This window comes from Rossellomorea arthrocnemi, from assembly GCF_904424705.1.
Lineage (GTDB): Bacteria > Bacillota > Bacilli > Bacillales > Bacillaceae_B > Rossellomorea > Rossellomorea arthrocnemi.
Map to the genome: position 1 here is coordinate 173981 of NZ_CAJGBF010000001.1, position 14447 is coordinate 188427.

At 43.1% G+C, this 14447-nt stretch carries 21 protein-coding genes; 4 read left to right on the top strand and 17 right to left on the bottom strand.

Translation table 11 applies throughout. The features are described from left to right. The first annotated feature begins 22 nt into the window (after positions 1 to 22). Positions 23 to 523: a GNAT family N-acetyltransferase gene (locus BAA9072_RS00905; RefSeq protein WP_201712809.1), complete on the top strand. Its 501-nt coding sequence runs from the start codon at positions 23 to 25 to the stop codon at positions 521 to 523. Between the two features lie 114 nt (positions 524 to 637). Here the strand turns inward: BAA9072_RS00905 and BAA9072_RS00910 are convergent, their stop codons facing one another. From BAA9072_RS00910 to BAA9072_RS00955, 10 genes are all read right to left on the bottom strand, one after another. Beyond that, complete coding sequence (locus BAA9072_RS00910) at positions 638 to 1111, bottom strand: DinB family protein (RefSeq protein ID WP_201712810.1); 474 nt, start codon at positions 1109 to 1111, stop codon at positions 638 to 640. Positions 1112 to 1223: 112 nt separating this feature from the next. Next, positions 1224 to 1694, bottom strand: a complete 471-nt coding sequence (locus tag BAA9072_RS00915) for an NUDIX hydrolase (RefSeq protein ID WP_201712811.1) — start codon at positions 1692 to 1694, stop codon at positions 1224 to 1226. Then, positions 1685 to 2251, bottom strand: a complete 567-nt coding sequence (locus BAA9072_RS00920) for a histidine phosphatase family protein (RefSeq protein ID WP_201712812.1) — start codon at positions 2249 to 2251, stop codon at positions 1685 to 1687. Before BAA9072_RS00920 ends, BAA9072_RS00915 begins: the two co-directional genes overlap by 10 nt. 302 nt (positions 2252 to 2553) lie before the next feature. After that, positions 2554 to 2982: a hypothetical protein gene (locus tag BAA9072_RS00925; RefSeq protein ID WP_201712813.1), complete on the bottom strand. Its 429-nt coding sequence runs from the start codon at positions 2980 to 2982 to the stop codon at positions 2554 to 2556. Then, a complete protein-coding gene (locus BAA9072_RS00930) occupies positions 2976 to 3227 on the bottom strand; it encodes a hypothetical protein (RefSeq protein WP_201712814.1) in 252 nt (83 codons plus the stop codon). Before BAA9072_RS00930 ends, BAA9072_RS00925 begins: the two co-directional genes overlap by 7 nt. A gap of 12 nt (positions 3228 to 3239) precedes the next feature. Further along, positions 3240 to 3716, bottom strand: a complete 477-nt coding sequence (locus BAA9072_RS00935; RefSeq protein WP_201712815.1) for a GyrI-like domain-containing protein — start codon at positions 3714 to 3716, stop codon at positions 3240 to 3242. A 12-nt stretch (positions 3717 to 3728) separates the two neighbouring features. Beyond that, the gene (locus tag BAA9072_RS00940; protein ID WP_201712816.1) at positions 3729 to 4511 is read right to left on the bottom strand and encodes a phosphotransferase; all 783 of its coding nucleotides are present in this window, start codon (positions 4509 to 4511) and stop codon (positions 3729 to 3731) included. Between the two features lie 743 nt (positions 4512 to 5254). After that, positions 5255 to 5533: a YesK family protein gene (locus BAA9072_RS00945; protein WP_201712817.1), complete on the bottom strand. Its 279-nt coding sequence runs from the start codon at positions 5531 to 5533 to the stop codon at positions 5255 to 5257. A gap of 86 nt (positions 5534 to 5619) precedes the next feature. Then, positions 5620 to 5778, bottom strand: a complete 159-nt coding sequence (locus BAA9072_RS00950) for a hypothetical protein (RefSeq protein WP_201712818.1) — start codon at positions 5776 to 5778, stop codon at positions 5620 to 5622. Continuing rightward, positions 5779 to 6039, bottom strand: coding sequence for a SunI/YnzG family protein (locus BAA9072_RS00955; protein WP_201712819.1), 261 nt, complete (start codon positions 6037 to 6039; stop codon positions 5779 to 5781). It abuts the gene before it with no gap. A 311-nt stretch (positions 6040 to 6350) separates the two neighbouring features. Between BAA9072_RS00955 and BAA9072_RS00960 the strand changes: the two genes are divergently transcribed. Genes BAA9072_RS00960 through BAA9072_RS00970 form a run of 3 tightly spaced genes read left to right on the top strand, consistent with a single transcriptional unit; the run spans position 6351 to position 10133 of the window. Next, a complete protein-coding gene (locus BAA9072_RS00960; RefSeq protein ID WP_201712820.1) occupies positions 6351 to 8450 on the top strand; it encodes a BglG family transcription antiterminator in 2100 nt (699 codons plus the stop codon). Between the two features lie 19 nt (positions 8451 to 8469). After that, a complete protein-coding gene (locus BAA9072_RS00965; protein ID WP_201712821.1) occupies positions 8470 to 8736 on the top strand; it encodes a PTS sugar transporter subunit IIB in 267 nt (88 codons plus the stop codon). Positions 8737 to 8765: 29 nt separating this feature from the next. Continuing rightward, entirely contained in the window at positions 8766 to 10133 is a 1368-nt protein-coding gene (locus tag BAA9072_RS00970) for a PTS ascorbate transporter subunit IIC (protein WP_201712822.1), read from the top strand. 46 nt (positions 10134 to 10179) lie between these two features. Here BAA9072_RS00970 and spoIIP read toward each other — a convergent pair whose 3' ends face one another. The 7 genes from spoIIP to BAA9072_RS01005 all read right to left on the bottom strand — a co-directional run bounded on the left by spoIIP (position 10180) and on the right by BAA9072_RS01005 (position 14431). Further along, a complete protein-coding gene (spoIIP, locus tag BAA9072_RS00975) occupies positions 10180 to 11085 on the bottom strand; it encodes a stage II sporulation protein P (protein WP_201712823.1) in 906 nt (301 codons plus the stop codon). After that, positions 11075 to 11614 (bottom strand): RNA polymerase sigma factor, encoded by a 540-nt coding sequence (locus tag BAA9072_RS00980; protein ID WP_201712824.1) that lies wholly within the window; start codon positions 11612 to 11614, stop codon positions 11075 to 11077. The genes spoIIP and BAA9072_RS00980 overlap by 11 nt, the downstream gene beginning before the upstream one ends. A 428-nt stretch (positions 11615 to 12042) precedes the next feature. Then, complete coding sequence (locus BAA9072_RS00985) at positions 12043 to 12294, bottom strand: hypothetical protein (RefSeq protein WP_230980710.1); 252 nt, start codon at positions 12292 to 12294, stop codon at positions 12043 to 12045. A gap of 114 nt (positions 12295 to 12408) precedes the next feature. Next, complete coding sequence (locus BAA9072_RS00990; protein WP_201712825.1) at positions 12409 to 12576, bottom strand: hypothetical protein; 168 nt, start codon at positions 12574 to 12576, stop codon at positions 12409 to 12411. A gap of 96 nt (positions 12577 to 12672) precedes the next feature. Then, positions 12673 to 13308, bottom strand: coding sequence for an HD domain-containing protein (locus tag BAA9072_RS00995; RefSeq protein ID WP_201712826.1), 636 nt, complete (start codon positions 13306 to 13308; stop codon positions 12673 to 12675). 69 nt (positions 13309 to 13377) lie between these two features. Beyond that, positions 13378 to 13857 carry a hypothetical protein gene (locus BAA9072_RS01000; protein ID WP_201712827.1) on the bottom strand — a complete coding sequence of 160 codons (480 nt, stop codon included), beginning with the start codon at positions 13855 to 13857 and terminating at the stop codon, positions 13378 to 13380. A gap of 133 nt (positions 13858 to 13990) precedes the next feature. Further along, complete coding sequence (locus tag BAA9072_RS01005) at positions 13991 to 14431, bottom strand: AraC family transcriptional regulator (protein WP_201712828.1); 441 nt, start codon at positions 14429 to 14431, stop codon at positions 13991 to 13993. Positions 14432 to 14447: the final 16 nt, after the last annotated feature.

Sequence of the window (14447 nt, forward strand, 5' to 3'; positions counted from 1 at the left end):
TCTAAGTAAAAGGGGTGTTGAGATGAAGAAGGGATATATAGATGAGATGAGAAAAAGTGACTGGAATCAAGTAGCCGACATCTATCGGGAGGGAATCGCAACGGGGAACGCGACCTTTCAAAAAGACGTCCCTTCCTGGGAAGAGTGGGATGCCAATCATATAGAAGCAGGACGGATCGTTGTCCGTTCTGAGGATTCTATAGTAGGATGGGCTGCCATGAGTCCTGTCTCAAGCAGATGTGTATACAGAGGTGTAGCCGAAGTCAGTGTGTATGTTTCGACACGGCATGCTGGGCAGGGAATCGGAAGCCAACTCCTCGGCGCCTTAATCGAAGCAAGTGAACAAGAAGGATATTGGACCCTACAATCGGGGATATTCCCTGAAAACCGGGCAAGTATCAAACTTCATGAGAAACATGGTTTTCGAATCGTCGGTCACCGTGAAAAGATCGGGAAGATGGATGGGATCTGGCGCGATACGGTTTTGTTGGAGAGAAGGAGTAAATTCATTGGAATAGGATGAAAAACCGGGGACTGATCCCCGGGGGTCGAGTTTAGATGATGTCAAAAAGAAGCACGTCCCATGAAATCACGAATATTTATCCTGCATGCCCTATACCTTATATCGCCTGAACAATCAAGACTCAATCAGATCCGTATCTGGCGGGGTATACCCCAGCTGTCTTCCAATTTTCACGATTTGTCCTTTATGGTGAAATTCGTGTGTGACGGTATGCGTAAACAGCCATAACGCAGAGATCACTGCACTCTCGTCTTCTCCAAAGGATACGTGTATCGTGTGATCCCATTTCCCCTTAAACTCCTGTAGAAATTCATGAACCAGGGCATCTGTCGCTCTGAAAATGTCACGCATCTCTTTTACGTTGTTAGCCGATTCTGGAGTGAATGGAGGAAGGGATTGACCAAGTCCTCGACTTCCCAACCATACGCGATAGCAATCGGCCACGTGAACGTGAAGATTACGGATGGAATCTCCTCCAAACGATTCAAGTTCTTTTACATATTCCGATTGGGACATGGTTTCACAATAACGAAACAATAACTCCCTTGTTCGTTGAATCCACTCATACTGGCTTATGAAAACATCCATTTTTTCTGTCTCCTTTTAAAGTTCATCATTTTTTATTAAGGTATGTATAGTAGTCATTCTGTTTTCAAACTTGTATTTCCTGTCTGTATAAAAAGATATCTATTAAACCGCCTCAATTTTCGACGCGCAAATAATCCGGAACTTCCCTTTTTACGAAATGCTTCTCAATGAACGATAGAACTTCCTCATTTCCAGGTAAAGAGACAGTATCGATTGCTTCTTCAAAGGATAACCATTTATAGTCACTGTGCTCCTCGTTTAAAGTCACTTCCTGATCCTCTGAGACGTAACCAACAAATACGGGTGCCAGATAAATGAAGTTTTCACCTATGGAGTAAATCTTGTCAAAGGCATTAGAAGAATATAAAGATAGTTTCGAGATACCTGTCTCTTCTTCAACCTCTCTGTATGCAGCTTCCCACGCCCTCTCCCCATTCTCGATGCCCCCGCCGATATAGCACCAAACATCTTTCAAGACCACCCCGGCTCTTTTCACTAATAATACTCTGTATTGGTTTTGCACTTTCTTTAATAGTACGACGGCGATTCCTGTACACCTTATTGGAACTGTACTCACTTCCATAACCGCTCCACCCCCACAAATTCCAAACCTTTGAATTCCATCCTATACATATCCGGTTTGGTCGTACTGTGTAAAAAAGGTAAACCAAAGCGGCTGTCGTAATAGCCCATCATCATTGTCATGATGGCACCATGTGTTCCGATCACTATTTTGTTTCCCTCACATGTATGCAAAAGGGTAGTCAATACGGCGATCGCTCTCTTTTGACACTCGGCGTTTGATTCCCCACCTTCTAACGCGAAGTCCGGATCTTCGAAGGACTTCAAAAGGAGCGGACCTAATTCCTGATCGGATACCCGATTTTGTCCGGAAGAAAAGACCCTCTCCTTCAGGTTTTCCTCCACTATGACCTGCTGTCCTATATGTTGACTTATTCCTTCAACCGTCAGAATCGAACGGAGATATGGACTTGATACCACTGCATGGATACCTTCCTTTTTTAAACGATCCGTTATTCTCTCCGCATCGACCATTCCTTTCTCCGTTAACCCCCGTGTTCGTTCATTGCCTTCTTTAGGGGACTCTCCGTGCCTTATCATATAAATGTATGTGGTCATCGTTTGGTTTCCTCCACTTTTAGTCTTACCTATAAATCAATCGATTGAATGATTTCTTAAGCTTTTTTCATGTTTGATCCTTTCTTTAAGTTGAAAACGGTAAAAAAAGCCACTATCGATCAATCTTCTATTCCTGTTACCCTCCCTAAATAGTCCCCGTAACAGAATCATGCTGGTTTCCACTACTTTCATGCCGGATTGGGAATAATCATGCGGGTTTCAGATTAATCGTGCGGGAATATGAAAAATCGTGCGGGATTTAAAAGAATCAAGCACGTTTGTCGAATTTTCTTTGTAGAAAACTAGTCTTCTCCTAATCTCTCTCCGGTCAAAATCTCAAACAAACGTGCAGATTCTGCCTTTGGCAGCTGTGTGTAGTCAAAATCCCCCCGGATGATTTGCAGTTCATCTTTCTTCGGACTGATCCACACACGGTGCAACACTGCCTTTGCATCGAAATCGGGATTCTTAAATTCATAGATAAATTGATAATCGGCAGGACGAATAAAATCTACCTGTGCATTTTTCCAATGGGCGTCATTTAGGATTTTTCTAACCTCTTCCACCCGTTTCGTGTCGGTGATCTTGTTAAATGTTTCATATTTATTTTCATCTCCAACCTGCTTCTTGACAACGATGTCTTGCTTTTCATGTCCCATTTCATTCGAACAGGCGGTTATCATAAAAATGATACAAATATATGCAAGTGGCTTAAGAAACGTCCTCAACATATAGAAGTCTCTTCTTTTTCAATTTCACCTTTTTTATTCACAGTATCTTTTCCCCACTCACAATTGTCTTCCTTTTCCCATGAAACAATATACTTATTCCGTTCCTTCGTCACGGAGATAATTTCAACCGTGCCGGAGTGGTGTTCCATCACGATGGCTTTTGCCTGCTCTTCCGTCAGGTCAGACTCGATGCCCTGACAGCCTATTAATAAAAGGGAAGTCAGCATAAATGCCCTTTTTTTCATCTCCCTTCCACCTCATGTCGATAAAATAGCATCGTATAATTCCACCCACACATCAGAAGGGTTTTCAGGCTGGTTTTCTTTTTGATAGATTTCGAGATTCCACGACGCAGTGGAGCGGATATAGCCATTATCGTTGATCCATCGATGCAGCTCTTCATAGCTTTTTCTGATATGTTCATTCGGTCCCTGATGAAGGATAGTAGCATATCGATGAGGTGGGATGGTCAAGGTTGTCATGCCTTCTGGAATGTCTTCGTATTCACTTACCCGTAGTCCAATCCAATAGCCATCTTCTTCAGGGGACGACTCCTCCACTACAAAAGCGCCTATCTGCTTTCGAGGAGGCAATGCGTTCCGAATTTCACTCATTCTTTCCTTCAACTGCTTTGCCGCTTTCGGGATTTCTTCTGTGTCCCTGTCACCAGGGCAAACGACTCTGAATCCCACCAGTTTTACTTCTCCTGCGTTTTTAATCTCTTTTCCTACCAATTACGACGCCTCCTATATCCAATCCTCAAGATTTTCACGGATAAAAGTGATATCCTTCTGATAGTGTTCGACGTGCCCTTCCTCAATCATCTTTTGAAAAGCTGGATCTCCTTCCCCGGCTTTTCGATGGATGGTACGGCATACTGCCTCCAATCGGCCGAGGACCATTTGGAGATCGTCAATTCCAAAATCCAAACCGTACGATTCATAGAACCCTTTCACCCTCTGTTTGATCCTGCCGGCATCCCGTAATGGATCGTAATGAACGGCCTCCCCCGTTTCAGAATGATGCAGACGGCTCAAGGGAACGCAGGTGTAAAGAGTATAAGCGATGTCCCACCGTCTTGGTCCGGGACCGGCTACATCGAAATCTATGATTCCGACAGGACGTTTTTCGTTAAAAATAATGTTGTATATGGCAAAGTCATTATGGCACAGTACTTCATATGGCCGGGGGGTGTTATCGATTGGATGCCAGCCTGCTTCTATCGGAAAATCACTCACAGCATCATGGTATTTGCGGAGTATCTTCGCTATTTCCTTTAGCGCTTCACCTGACCACATGTAGTCTTTTAACGGATAATTCCCGGCTTCCCCTTCAATGAACGATAAGATTTCCCTGCCTTTCTCGTCGATTCCGAGAAATGCTGGTGAATGCTTGAATCCTTTCACTTCTAAATGGTTCAAGAGCTTATGAATCTTGGCACTTTCCGGCTTTAGTTCCCGACGGACGGTGTCTCCTGAACGGTATACGTTAGAGACATTCCCTCCTGTTAATTTTTCTTCATTTGGCATATGTACGTCCACCTTTCTTCTAAACCACTCCCACTATATAATTGGCGATGTCCCTGGTCACAGGTCTCCGGGGTTTAACATCCACGATTCGACAAACGGTTCAATATGGTCGGAACCTGGCTCATAAAATGTAAATCATGCTCATTTATTAAAAATTCTTGCTCATAAATAAGTGATCCAAATCGGCTCATATCTTTTGGATAAGACGGCCCCTCCTGATTCTACGCCAGCCTAAATTTAAGAACTCATAGCTGAACTTATAGATTGCGAGCAAAATGAAACAGAAACCTCCACAAGTTTCTTATAATTCCAATTATTTCAAACCCCTAACCATTTAACAATCCCCCTTTCCATAAATAATCCCCTCTCATCTTTCAAGAGGGGTATCACTCATAGACAAGAGCAGCGTCACCAGCAGTCGTTCATCAATTTTAAGCAGTTGGTAGGACCGATCTTTGTTGGTGAAGTATGGTTCTCCGTTACGGGCAAATCATTTTTGAGAGATACCTTTACCGTTATCAATGATGCATACCCTGCCCCACCTGTTTGAGTTATCGAGCTTGATCATGCTGAGGCTGTTTTTGATGACGTGGAGAAGCCCTGAATTCTTGCGATATCATTCCTATGCTCTATGGGATAACACCAAAAAGCCCGCTTCCCTGTTAGGCGCGGGTTTTTTTGGAGCAATGCCTATGTCATCATTTCACCTTACTCGAACAGGATCGGCTGACCAAACTAGCTTTTCATCCATCCACTCTTTCTTTTTTCTTAATGAACGGACTTATAGCGGTTCCGATTGAAAGACCAAGAAACGCAGCAATCGCATAGAAGCCGATCGCCATACCATCCCAACCACCGACCATGAATACACTGGACAAAATGATCCCGAGACTGAGGCACCCCAACACGGCAGACAAACTAAATACTATGTGGTTACGGGTATACCTGGCCATCACGACAATCAGGCATGTTGTAATGATAAAAAGTAATATGATTGGCAGCCAACCTTCAAAATAGAACACTTTGCCACCCCCTATGAACATTTGTTAATTCCAATTATTTCAAATATCTGTAAAGACCTCAATCCTTTTTTAAAACATATAGCTTATTAGCGGTCAAACCACCAAAAGAAAAAGATGATTACTGCAACGATAAAACAAAGTAGAGCAACCACATATTTTCTTTCCGTTTTTCTCTTACTGGAATTAGCAGCGGTGATACCGCCAACCAATGATAAAGAAATGGCGATCCACATCCAGAAACTCATCTAACTCGCTTCCACAAACGACAGAACCTTCTCTTTCATACCGCCATTACTGGTATAAAGAATATACGTTTCCATGCTGGTCTTGATCACCACTCTGTCTGTGTGCCCGTAAGGAAATCCAATCCGTATCTCCTGCTTTTCTTCACCGCCATATGTATCATCCATTGACACTTCCTTAATTTCCGATAATCGGATGTCTATTTGACTTAGCTGCCACTTGATTCGTAAGTTTCCGCCATTTCTGGATACCTTTATTTCCATTTTGATCACTCCTGTCCTATATACGTATAACTACGTAAACGAGGATAATAAGTTTCAATTTTTCCCAATTAACTGTAATTGAATATAAACGACAGACATTATTCTTTTCCTTTCATTCCAACCTTGGTTTGCTAAAGTTGGCCCTATCTTCCTCTCTACCCATCTGTTTAACTTTGCAAAAATAACGCGTACAAACTCTGTACAGTGAAACCCCTTTCATCACTGAATAAATACCCCTATACTAGACTCATAAGATGATCATCTACTAAACAAGAATATAAATATGCAAAATTGATTAGAGGAGGATCCTCATGGTACTGGATAAAAGGCGTGCACACTTATTATCCATCTTTCAACATTCACCTGATCCGATTTCGACGAAAGATTTGGCAGAAAGGACGAAGCTGTCTCAACGAACCATTTATTACGACCTGGATCAGATTAACAACTGGTTGCGGACTCAAGCACTGGAACCCATTGAAAGCCGGCATGGCAAGGGACTGTTTTTGCCTCCTGTTTCGAAATCGAAGTTAATGGTTTATAAGGATCAAAGTTTCGAAGATTGGCAATATCAATTATCGAAGCAGGAACGGGATGTTCTGATTAAAGCTGTCATCCTGTTAGAGGAACAAGATGCCTCGATGCAGAGGTTCATGGAGCTGACCAGCATGAGCCGGGGGACGATTGCGAAGGTGATTAAAGACATCAAGCAGGAATTTCATAAAGCGGGATTGCACTTGTATTACAAGAAAGGTTCGGGATACCGGTTGAGTGGTCCTGAAGAGGCAAGAAGAACGATGCTTTCCACGATCCTCGCCACCATCTTCTCACATCAGGATTGGCAAAATGTCCGGAATGAGGTTCACAGGATGATCCAGCCGGAAGCTGCCACCTGGTCACATGAAACGGAGAAAAGACGCCTGGTAAGGGAGATTCTTTATGAAGCGGAAAACGAATTAGGATTGACCCTGACAGATGAAATGGTGGAAATCCTGTCCCTGCAAATCCTGATGATCATGAAACGAATAGAACTGCACAAGTATATAACGGTTCCAGAAGCTGAAAAAGAGGTCCTCAAGCAAACAGAAGCCTACAGGGCAGCGCTTCATATCTCCAATAAGCTTGAAGTCGCCTTCCCCGATGATGAAGTTTGTTTTATAACGATGAACCTGTTGGGGTCAAAAGTTCAACAAGATAACTTCAACCGCTATACAGAACAAGAATTGTCAGGGCTGAAAGAAGTCGTTCAACACATGATCCATGATTTCCAGCTTTACTCCTGTGTCGTTTTCGATGATAAAAAGGGACTAGAGGAAAACCTGATTTCCCATATTAAACCGACCTATTACCGGCTCAAATACGGTCTCGCCATCGCGAATGACCTGTCTGACAGCATTCAAACGACGTACCCGGACATCTTTCACCTGACGAAGCGGGTCATGAGGCATCTCGAGCTGTATGTTGGAAAAACCGTTCCTGATGAAGAAGCAGCCTACATCACCCTGCACTTCGGAGGGTGGCTGACCAAAGAGAAGAAAAAAGTAGAGACGAAGTTCAAAGCACTGATCGTTTGTGAGAATGGTATCGGGACGTCCAATATGCTCCAGACTCAACTCGAGAATCTGATTGCCGGGCTGAATGTCATCACGACGCTCTCCATGAGGGAATACCAAAGAAAAGAGTACAAGGCGGACGTCATTTTTTCCACTAATTACATTAAGGAAAAAGACATTCCCGTCATCCATGTTCCCGCCATATTGACGAATCTTGAAAAGGAGCGGGTCATCCAGAGAATGAACGATCTTTTCGACTCGAAGCCCCCCGATCAGAACCGGACCGATCATTTGATGGAAGTAATCAAACGTCATGCGACCATCCATGAAGAAGACGAATTGAAGAAAGAACTGGTCCACCTTTTAGAACAAACTACTCCCATGATAAAGGAGATCAGAAAGCCTATGCTTAATGAATTACTGACAGAACAGACGATCCAGCTGAAAGACCGAGTCACGAATTGGGAGGAGGCCATCAAGGTGGCGAGTGAGCCCCTTGTCGAACAGCAATCGATCCGACCGGATTACGTGGAGGCGATGATTACAAACGTGAAGGAATTGGGTCCTTACATCGTCATCGCACCGAATATCGCTATCCCCCACGCTCGTCCAGAGACAGGAGTCGAACAGTTGGGGATGAGCTTCCTGCGACTAGAGGAACCCGTTTATTTTTCCGAAAAAGAAAAGCATCGCGCCCACCTCATCATCGTGCTCGCGGCGATCGATAATCAAACTCACTTGAAGGCACTTGCACAGCTAACAGAATTATTATCGAATGAAGGGAACGTGGAGCGGTTAATCACGGCAAAGGATCGTCAAGCCGTTATCAAATTAATCAATCAAACCATTGAAGGATAAATTTAAGGAGGAAAACAAAATGAAAAAAGTATTAGTTGTATGTGGAAATGGATTAGGAAGCAGCATGATCGTGGAAATGAACGTAAAGGCAGCACTGAAGGAGATGGGGAAAGAGGCAGAGGTTTCCCACACGGATTTGACAACAGCCAAGACAGAACAGGCAGATCTTTTCCTGGGTTCTGAAGATATCGTCGAAAGCCTGGAAGACGGGAGCAAGAATGTTGTGAAGTTAAAGAACTTAATGGATAAGAACGAACTGCGCGCAGCATTGGAACAAAATATCTAGTCCACTTTTTATTAGAAAGGAGCGATTCAATGATTGATATCATAATGAAGGATATATTAGGTACACCTGCAATCCTTGTTGGGTTATTCGCCTTAATCGGGCTCCTTATTCAACGTAAGAATTCAGGGGATGTCGTGTCCGGGACTCTTAAAACGGTCATGGGCTTCGTCATCCTCGGTGCGGGTGCGAATGTACTCGTCCAGTCCCTTGGGCAATTCAGCAGCATGTTCAATCATGCGTTCGAAGTCGACGGGGTGATTCCGAACAACGAAGCGATTGTTGCCCTGGCACAGGAAAGCTTTGGAACGGAGACCGCGATGATCATGCTGTTCGGTATGGTGGTCAACATTCTCATTGCACGATTCAGTCCTTTTAAATACATCTTTTTAACTGGTCACCATACGATGTTCATGGCCTGTATGATTGCGGTCATCTTAACGACCAGCGGATTTACCGGAGTACCGCTGATCGTTCTCGGTTCGATCATCCTTGGTGCGTTGATGGTCCTGTCCCCTGCCATGCTTCAGCCTTTCACACGTAAAGTCACCGGCTCAGACGACTTTGCCGTCGGTCACTTCGGATCGATCGGGTATTTGGTTTCAGCGATGGTCGGAAAAGCCGTTGGGAAAGGAAGTAAATCGACAGAAGAAATCAAAGTGCCAAAATCACTCGGTTTCCTTCGCGATACATCCGTTTCCGTTTCTCTGACGATGGTCATCCTGTTCTTCGTCGTAGCAGGCGCAGCAGGTCCCGCTTTCGTCGAAGGAGAATTGAGCGGCGGACAAAACTTCCTTGTGTTTGCCTTTATGCAGGGGATCACATTTGCCGTTGGTGTGTATATCATTTTAGCAGGGGTGCGTATGCTTCTTGGTGAAATCGTTCCGGCATTCAAAGGGATTGCGGACAAAATCGTCCCGAATGCTAAACCGGCACTTGATTGCCCGGCGATCTTCCCTTTCGCAGGAAACGCCGTCATCATCGGTTTCTTATTCAGCTTTATTGCCGGTCTTGTCAGCATGCTTTTCTTGCCTTTACTAGGATTGAAAGTAATCGTTCCCGGACTCGTCCCTCACTTCTTCACAGGGGCAGCTGCCGGAGTGTTCGGCAATGCAACCGGGGGACGTCGCGGTGCCGTCATTGGCTCCATGGCGAACGGGATCATGATCAGCTTCCTGCCTGCCCTCTTGCTGCCGGTATTGAGCTCACTTGGATTCCAGGGAACCACATTTGGAGATGCGGATTTCGGTTTAGTCGGCATCGTGCTTGGAAACCTTGTCAAACTGATCGAATCCAATATGATGGTATTTGTTTCAATCATTGTAATTCTAGCCGTCCTGTTCTTTATCAGCTTTAAGTCTAAAGGGACTGGGGAGAAGGAAGAGACGGAAGTAGCGTAAGATAGAATCAGCCATCCGCCATTGTTGCGGGTGGCTGTTTTTGTGTTTAATCCTTCATTATTTCCTCTATGACATCAGCAAGGACGTTTATTGTCCGATACTCTTCTTCAAGAGTATTTTCCAATCCACCTATATTTAATAATACTGATTGATCCAGCAAATCCTGATTGTAGGTATTCTGTTCTTCAGTGTTTTCTTTTGATTTCACTACGACTCCTCTGGATACCCCCGGTACTTTCTCTTCCATTTGTTCACTTATAAGCTTCGCAAATTTCAGATTCTCCTCAAAGTTGCTGCTGGATCTTGATACAATGAATATTGTTCTTGCATACTCATTATTTTCTACTTTAAGAGTCGTTTCAGCCTTTTTCCTTGAATCCCGATGGATATCCAATGCTATTTCTATAGTTTGATGGTCTTTAAGTACTTCTTTGAATTGTTCTCTCGACACTTTATACGAATCCTTAAATGACCAATTGCGTTTGTCCACTATTTCCCCGACATCTTTTTGTTCATGTATGACGTCTATACCTTTTTTGTTTAATTGTTGCTGAAGCCGTTTTCCCACTAATGTAATATTCGTTGAATCATCGAACGCTTCAGAAGCTTTAGTTGTGGATAATTCGGGGATAAATGACTCTTTGTTATGTGAGTGATATACGTATACAGCAGGTTGTTCCTGCTCTCCGATAAAAAAGGCGTCATCATGTAAGAGCGATGCTACATTTCGATTGATGGTGGAGGTTCCGTCGAAAAATAGAACCCAGGAAGCGACGATGACACTAAGGGTAATGACAATTGACGTAAGAGCTCTATTTTTATACTGCCTTCTTTTGCTCTTTCTTCTTGCAGACTCTTCTAATACATGCTGAGTGGTGGAAACAAAATCCTTTCTTGGCTCTAATGGATACGTCTCTTTCATTAGCTGAATGATTTCCTTTTCACCTTGCATGTCTTAATACCTCCTCCGTCTCTACGTTCAGCTTCTTTTTCAGCTCTTTTAAAGCCCTGTGGTAACTTACCTTCACCTTAGATTGACTGCACTGAAGGATTTCAGAAGTTTCCTTTACTGAGAACTCATTGATCCCCCTGAGGATGACGATGGATCGGTAATCGGGTTTCAGGCTTGCAATGGCATCATGTACTGATTTCTTCATTTCTCTTTCTTCCATCTGGTCGATTGGTTGTTGAGTAGTAGAAATCATCCTTTTGAAGAAGCCTTCTTTGAAGATGGTCACAAATTTCCTCTTACGATAATGATCAATGGCGACGTGTTTGGCAATGGAGAGAATCCACGTTTTAATGGATGATTGATGATTATAGCGGGATAAATGGTTGAGTACGCGGATAAAGACTTCTTGTGTTAAATCCTCTGCGTCGTTCCGATTTCCTGAGAAACAGACCAGGAATTTGTATACGTCCATATAGTGCTCCTGATAGAGCCTCGATATGGTGACCTCAAGTTCTTCTTCATCAACCAATCTTCTCCCTCCTTTTTGTGTTCAATGATTAATCGAATGAGTGCATGAAAAGGTTACAACTTTTTCTGTTTTTCTTTTTTCTATAAAATAAAGAGGGTGGGACAAAAGGGTTTCAGATAAAGAAAAATCCGAACGATTGATTTAATAAAAATCTAACTCGTTCGGATTTTATTTTTTTGGTGCTAACGCTTAATCCATGTATTAAGCAGGTTCTAGCTGTTGATTGGAGTGCAAGACGAAGACTCCTGCGGGAAAAGCGGAATAGGTGAGACCCCGCAGGAGCGTCAGCGACGAGGAGACTCGCCTTCCGCCCGAGGAAAGCGAAGTCTTGCACGGAATCGGGCAGCGGTGTAACACGTGATCTTATTGTTCGTCTTTAGAATGTATAGATTTAGTTTTGTCCCAGCCTCTACTATAAATATATCCCATTAAGGACTATTCCAAAAAAAAGTCGTCACAATAAAGGGGATGAGTAGTACAACCACTAAAATGACGCCATTTCCAAACAGACCAATCTTCCTGTAGATCGATTTTTCCCCAAACAAGGCTGTAATAAAACCAATGACTGAGATGATGACCGCGGGCAGTAAGAAAGTGTCGTAGCCTAAAAAAGACAAAATGTATATTATTAAACTGATTAAAAAGAAAAGAAATGAACCAATAGTTAAGTACTTTTTCAACTAAATCCCTCCCCTTCTCAAATCTACTTATGTTGGAGTAATAAAATTCATTCTTCACTCAGCGATATCATCCCCCACCTGATTCTCTACACAACTTGTTCAACACCTCCGTCCTTATTTCGATTTCACCTGATTCTTCCCTATAAAATAACTACTGACCCCGAGCATCATTCCGCCACCGACACCTAATACAGTGCCTATGCTCCCGATAAAAGCAGATAAATAGATTCCCAGCATAAAAATCACTAAACCGACTATAAATAAAACCAAACCTATTTTCATCTATTTCTCTCCTTGGATTTTTCATTCATAAAAATGAAATCTCCTTTGATCAACTTGCGTACTATTTTATTCAAACTCCATAAAAATGGGTCTTTTCTATGTAACAATGGGAGATGGACGATGATCTCTCAGTTTCTTCGTATCAACCCCAGCCTCGTTCAGCTTTTTCTCTGCTTCCTCTTCAATAATATCCTTAAAAATCTGCAGTGTTTCATCAAATCCAACATGCTTATCCATCATAAAGCTCATCTTGTGTTCGACCTCAAGCCATGTGGATACATCTGCTTCGTTATGCCGAATTTGTGCTTCCAATTTATCTAAGGCATTGGCGACTTTCGCTTCGTATGTCTGTTTCCCTTCAAACTCCAACCATAGATTGTACAGTTCGTTTCCTAATGCATGCCCTAGCATACCCCTGATTTTCTCGATGGATTTTCTCTCATTGACTGACTTTTGTTCCCTTGCTGACTCGTCGTTCATCGTATCGAATGCCGGGATGTCCCCTGCTTCTGCCTCAACGAGATCATGGATGATGATCATCTTCAATAATTTTGCGGAGTCCACTTCCTCAGTTAAATAGTGTTCCACCAACATGGCCATCAAGGAGACTCTCCATGTATGCTCTGCGACACTTTCCTGCCTCCCGTTCGATAGCCAGCTGTGCCTCATTTCTGATTTCAGCTTTTCTCCAAGCTTAATCACTTCCAGAATGTTTAATAGATTTGTTTTCATGTGAATTCCTCCGTTTTTAGCAGTCAGCGTTTAAACGAAACCTCTGACTGCCTTTTTCCATACAAGGAATCAAGCACTCATTCCCTGCCTTTTCACCACTCTCCCAAACACGAACCGTACGATCGGCCCCATGATGACGAGCTGAAGAGGAAGTGCGAAAATGATATTTTTAGAAACGATCGATACATAGCTTTCCAGGATGGTTTTCTCTCCAAAACCGTGAAAGAAGTAGGTCGTCCCCAATCCAAATAGAGACATCAGGCTGACCATCCCCACCACCATAAACAGGGAAGTGAAGAAGATGACATACAAACTCTTGGATTTATCGAACGGTAAAGAAAACACTATTTTATGCGCCAACGGACCTACGATGAATACCTCGAGAAGGAGCGCAGCCATAAACCCCAAGAGAAGTTGAAGAAGGATCCCTTTCAGTGTCACGGTACCAATCAATCCATTGATCAACAGATTATAAAAGGTCATCATCACCACCATTCCCATGCACATCATCATTCCAAAATAAAGATTTTCTTTCTTTGTAGCCGGCATTTTCATCATCCCTTCTTTTATACACTTTGCTAGTATAGCGATTCAGGGATGGGCTACATAAGTGAACATTTTGTGAACAATTGAATGGGGATAGATAAGGATTGCGAAATATGAGGCATTTCTAAAATGAATTCTAAGGTTGAATCGGCAGGTGAACCATCACTTCTTCCTCACCATTTTCCTGAGGATGATAGGTCTCCACAATGTAAGCTTCCAATTTCCGTTTATATCCCTGCTCATCCATCCATATTAATAAATTTTTATGAAGCTCCCCAATATGTTGCCCTTTCGCCGTAACATACTCTTCCTCCACCTCGATAAACTCCACACCGTCAGGAATATGTGATAGAGATTCACCCACGATTGTTCCGACAAAGAAGGTCCCCTCCAAATGGTCCGTATCCTTCTTTGGTTCATATAAGGCGATTTCAGTGCCCGGTATGATTTCAACTTCGTGTAACCGCTCCAAAAATAGTTTGGCAAGCTTCGGTACTTCTGTCATAAAATCAGTGAAAGCTCCTTCTCCTTTCATCCCTATCACCTTAAACGTCTTTTTCACTTTTTCACCCTTCATTCTACAATCCCCCTTC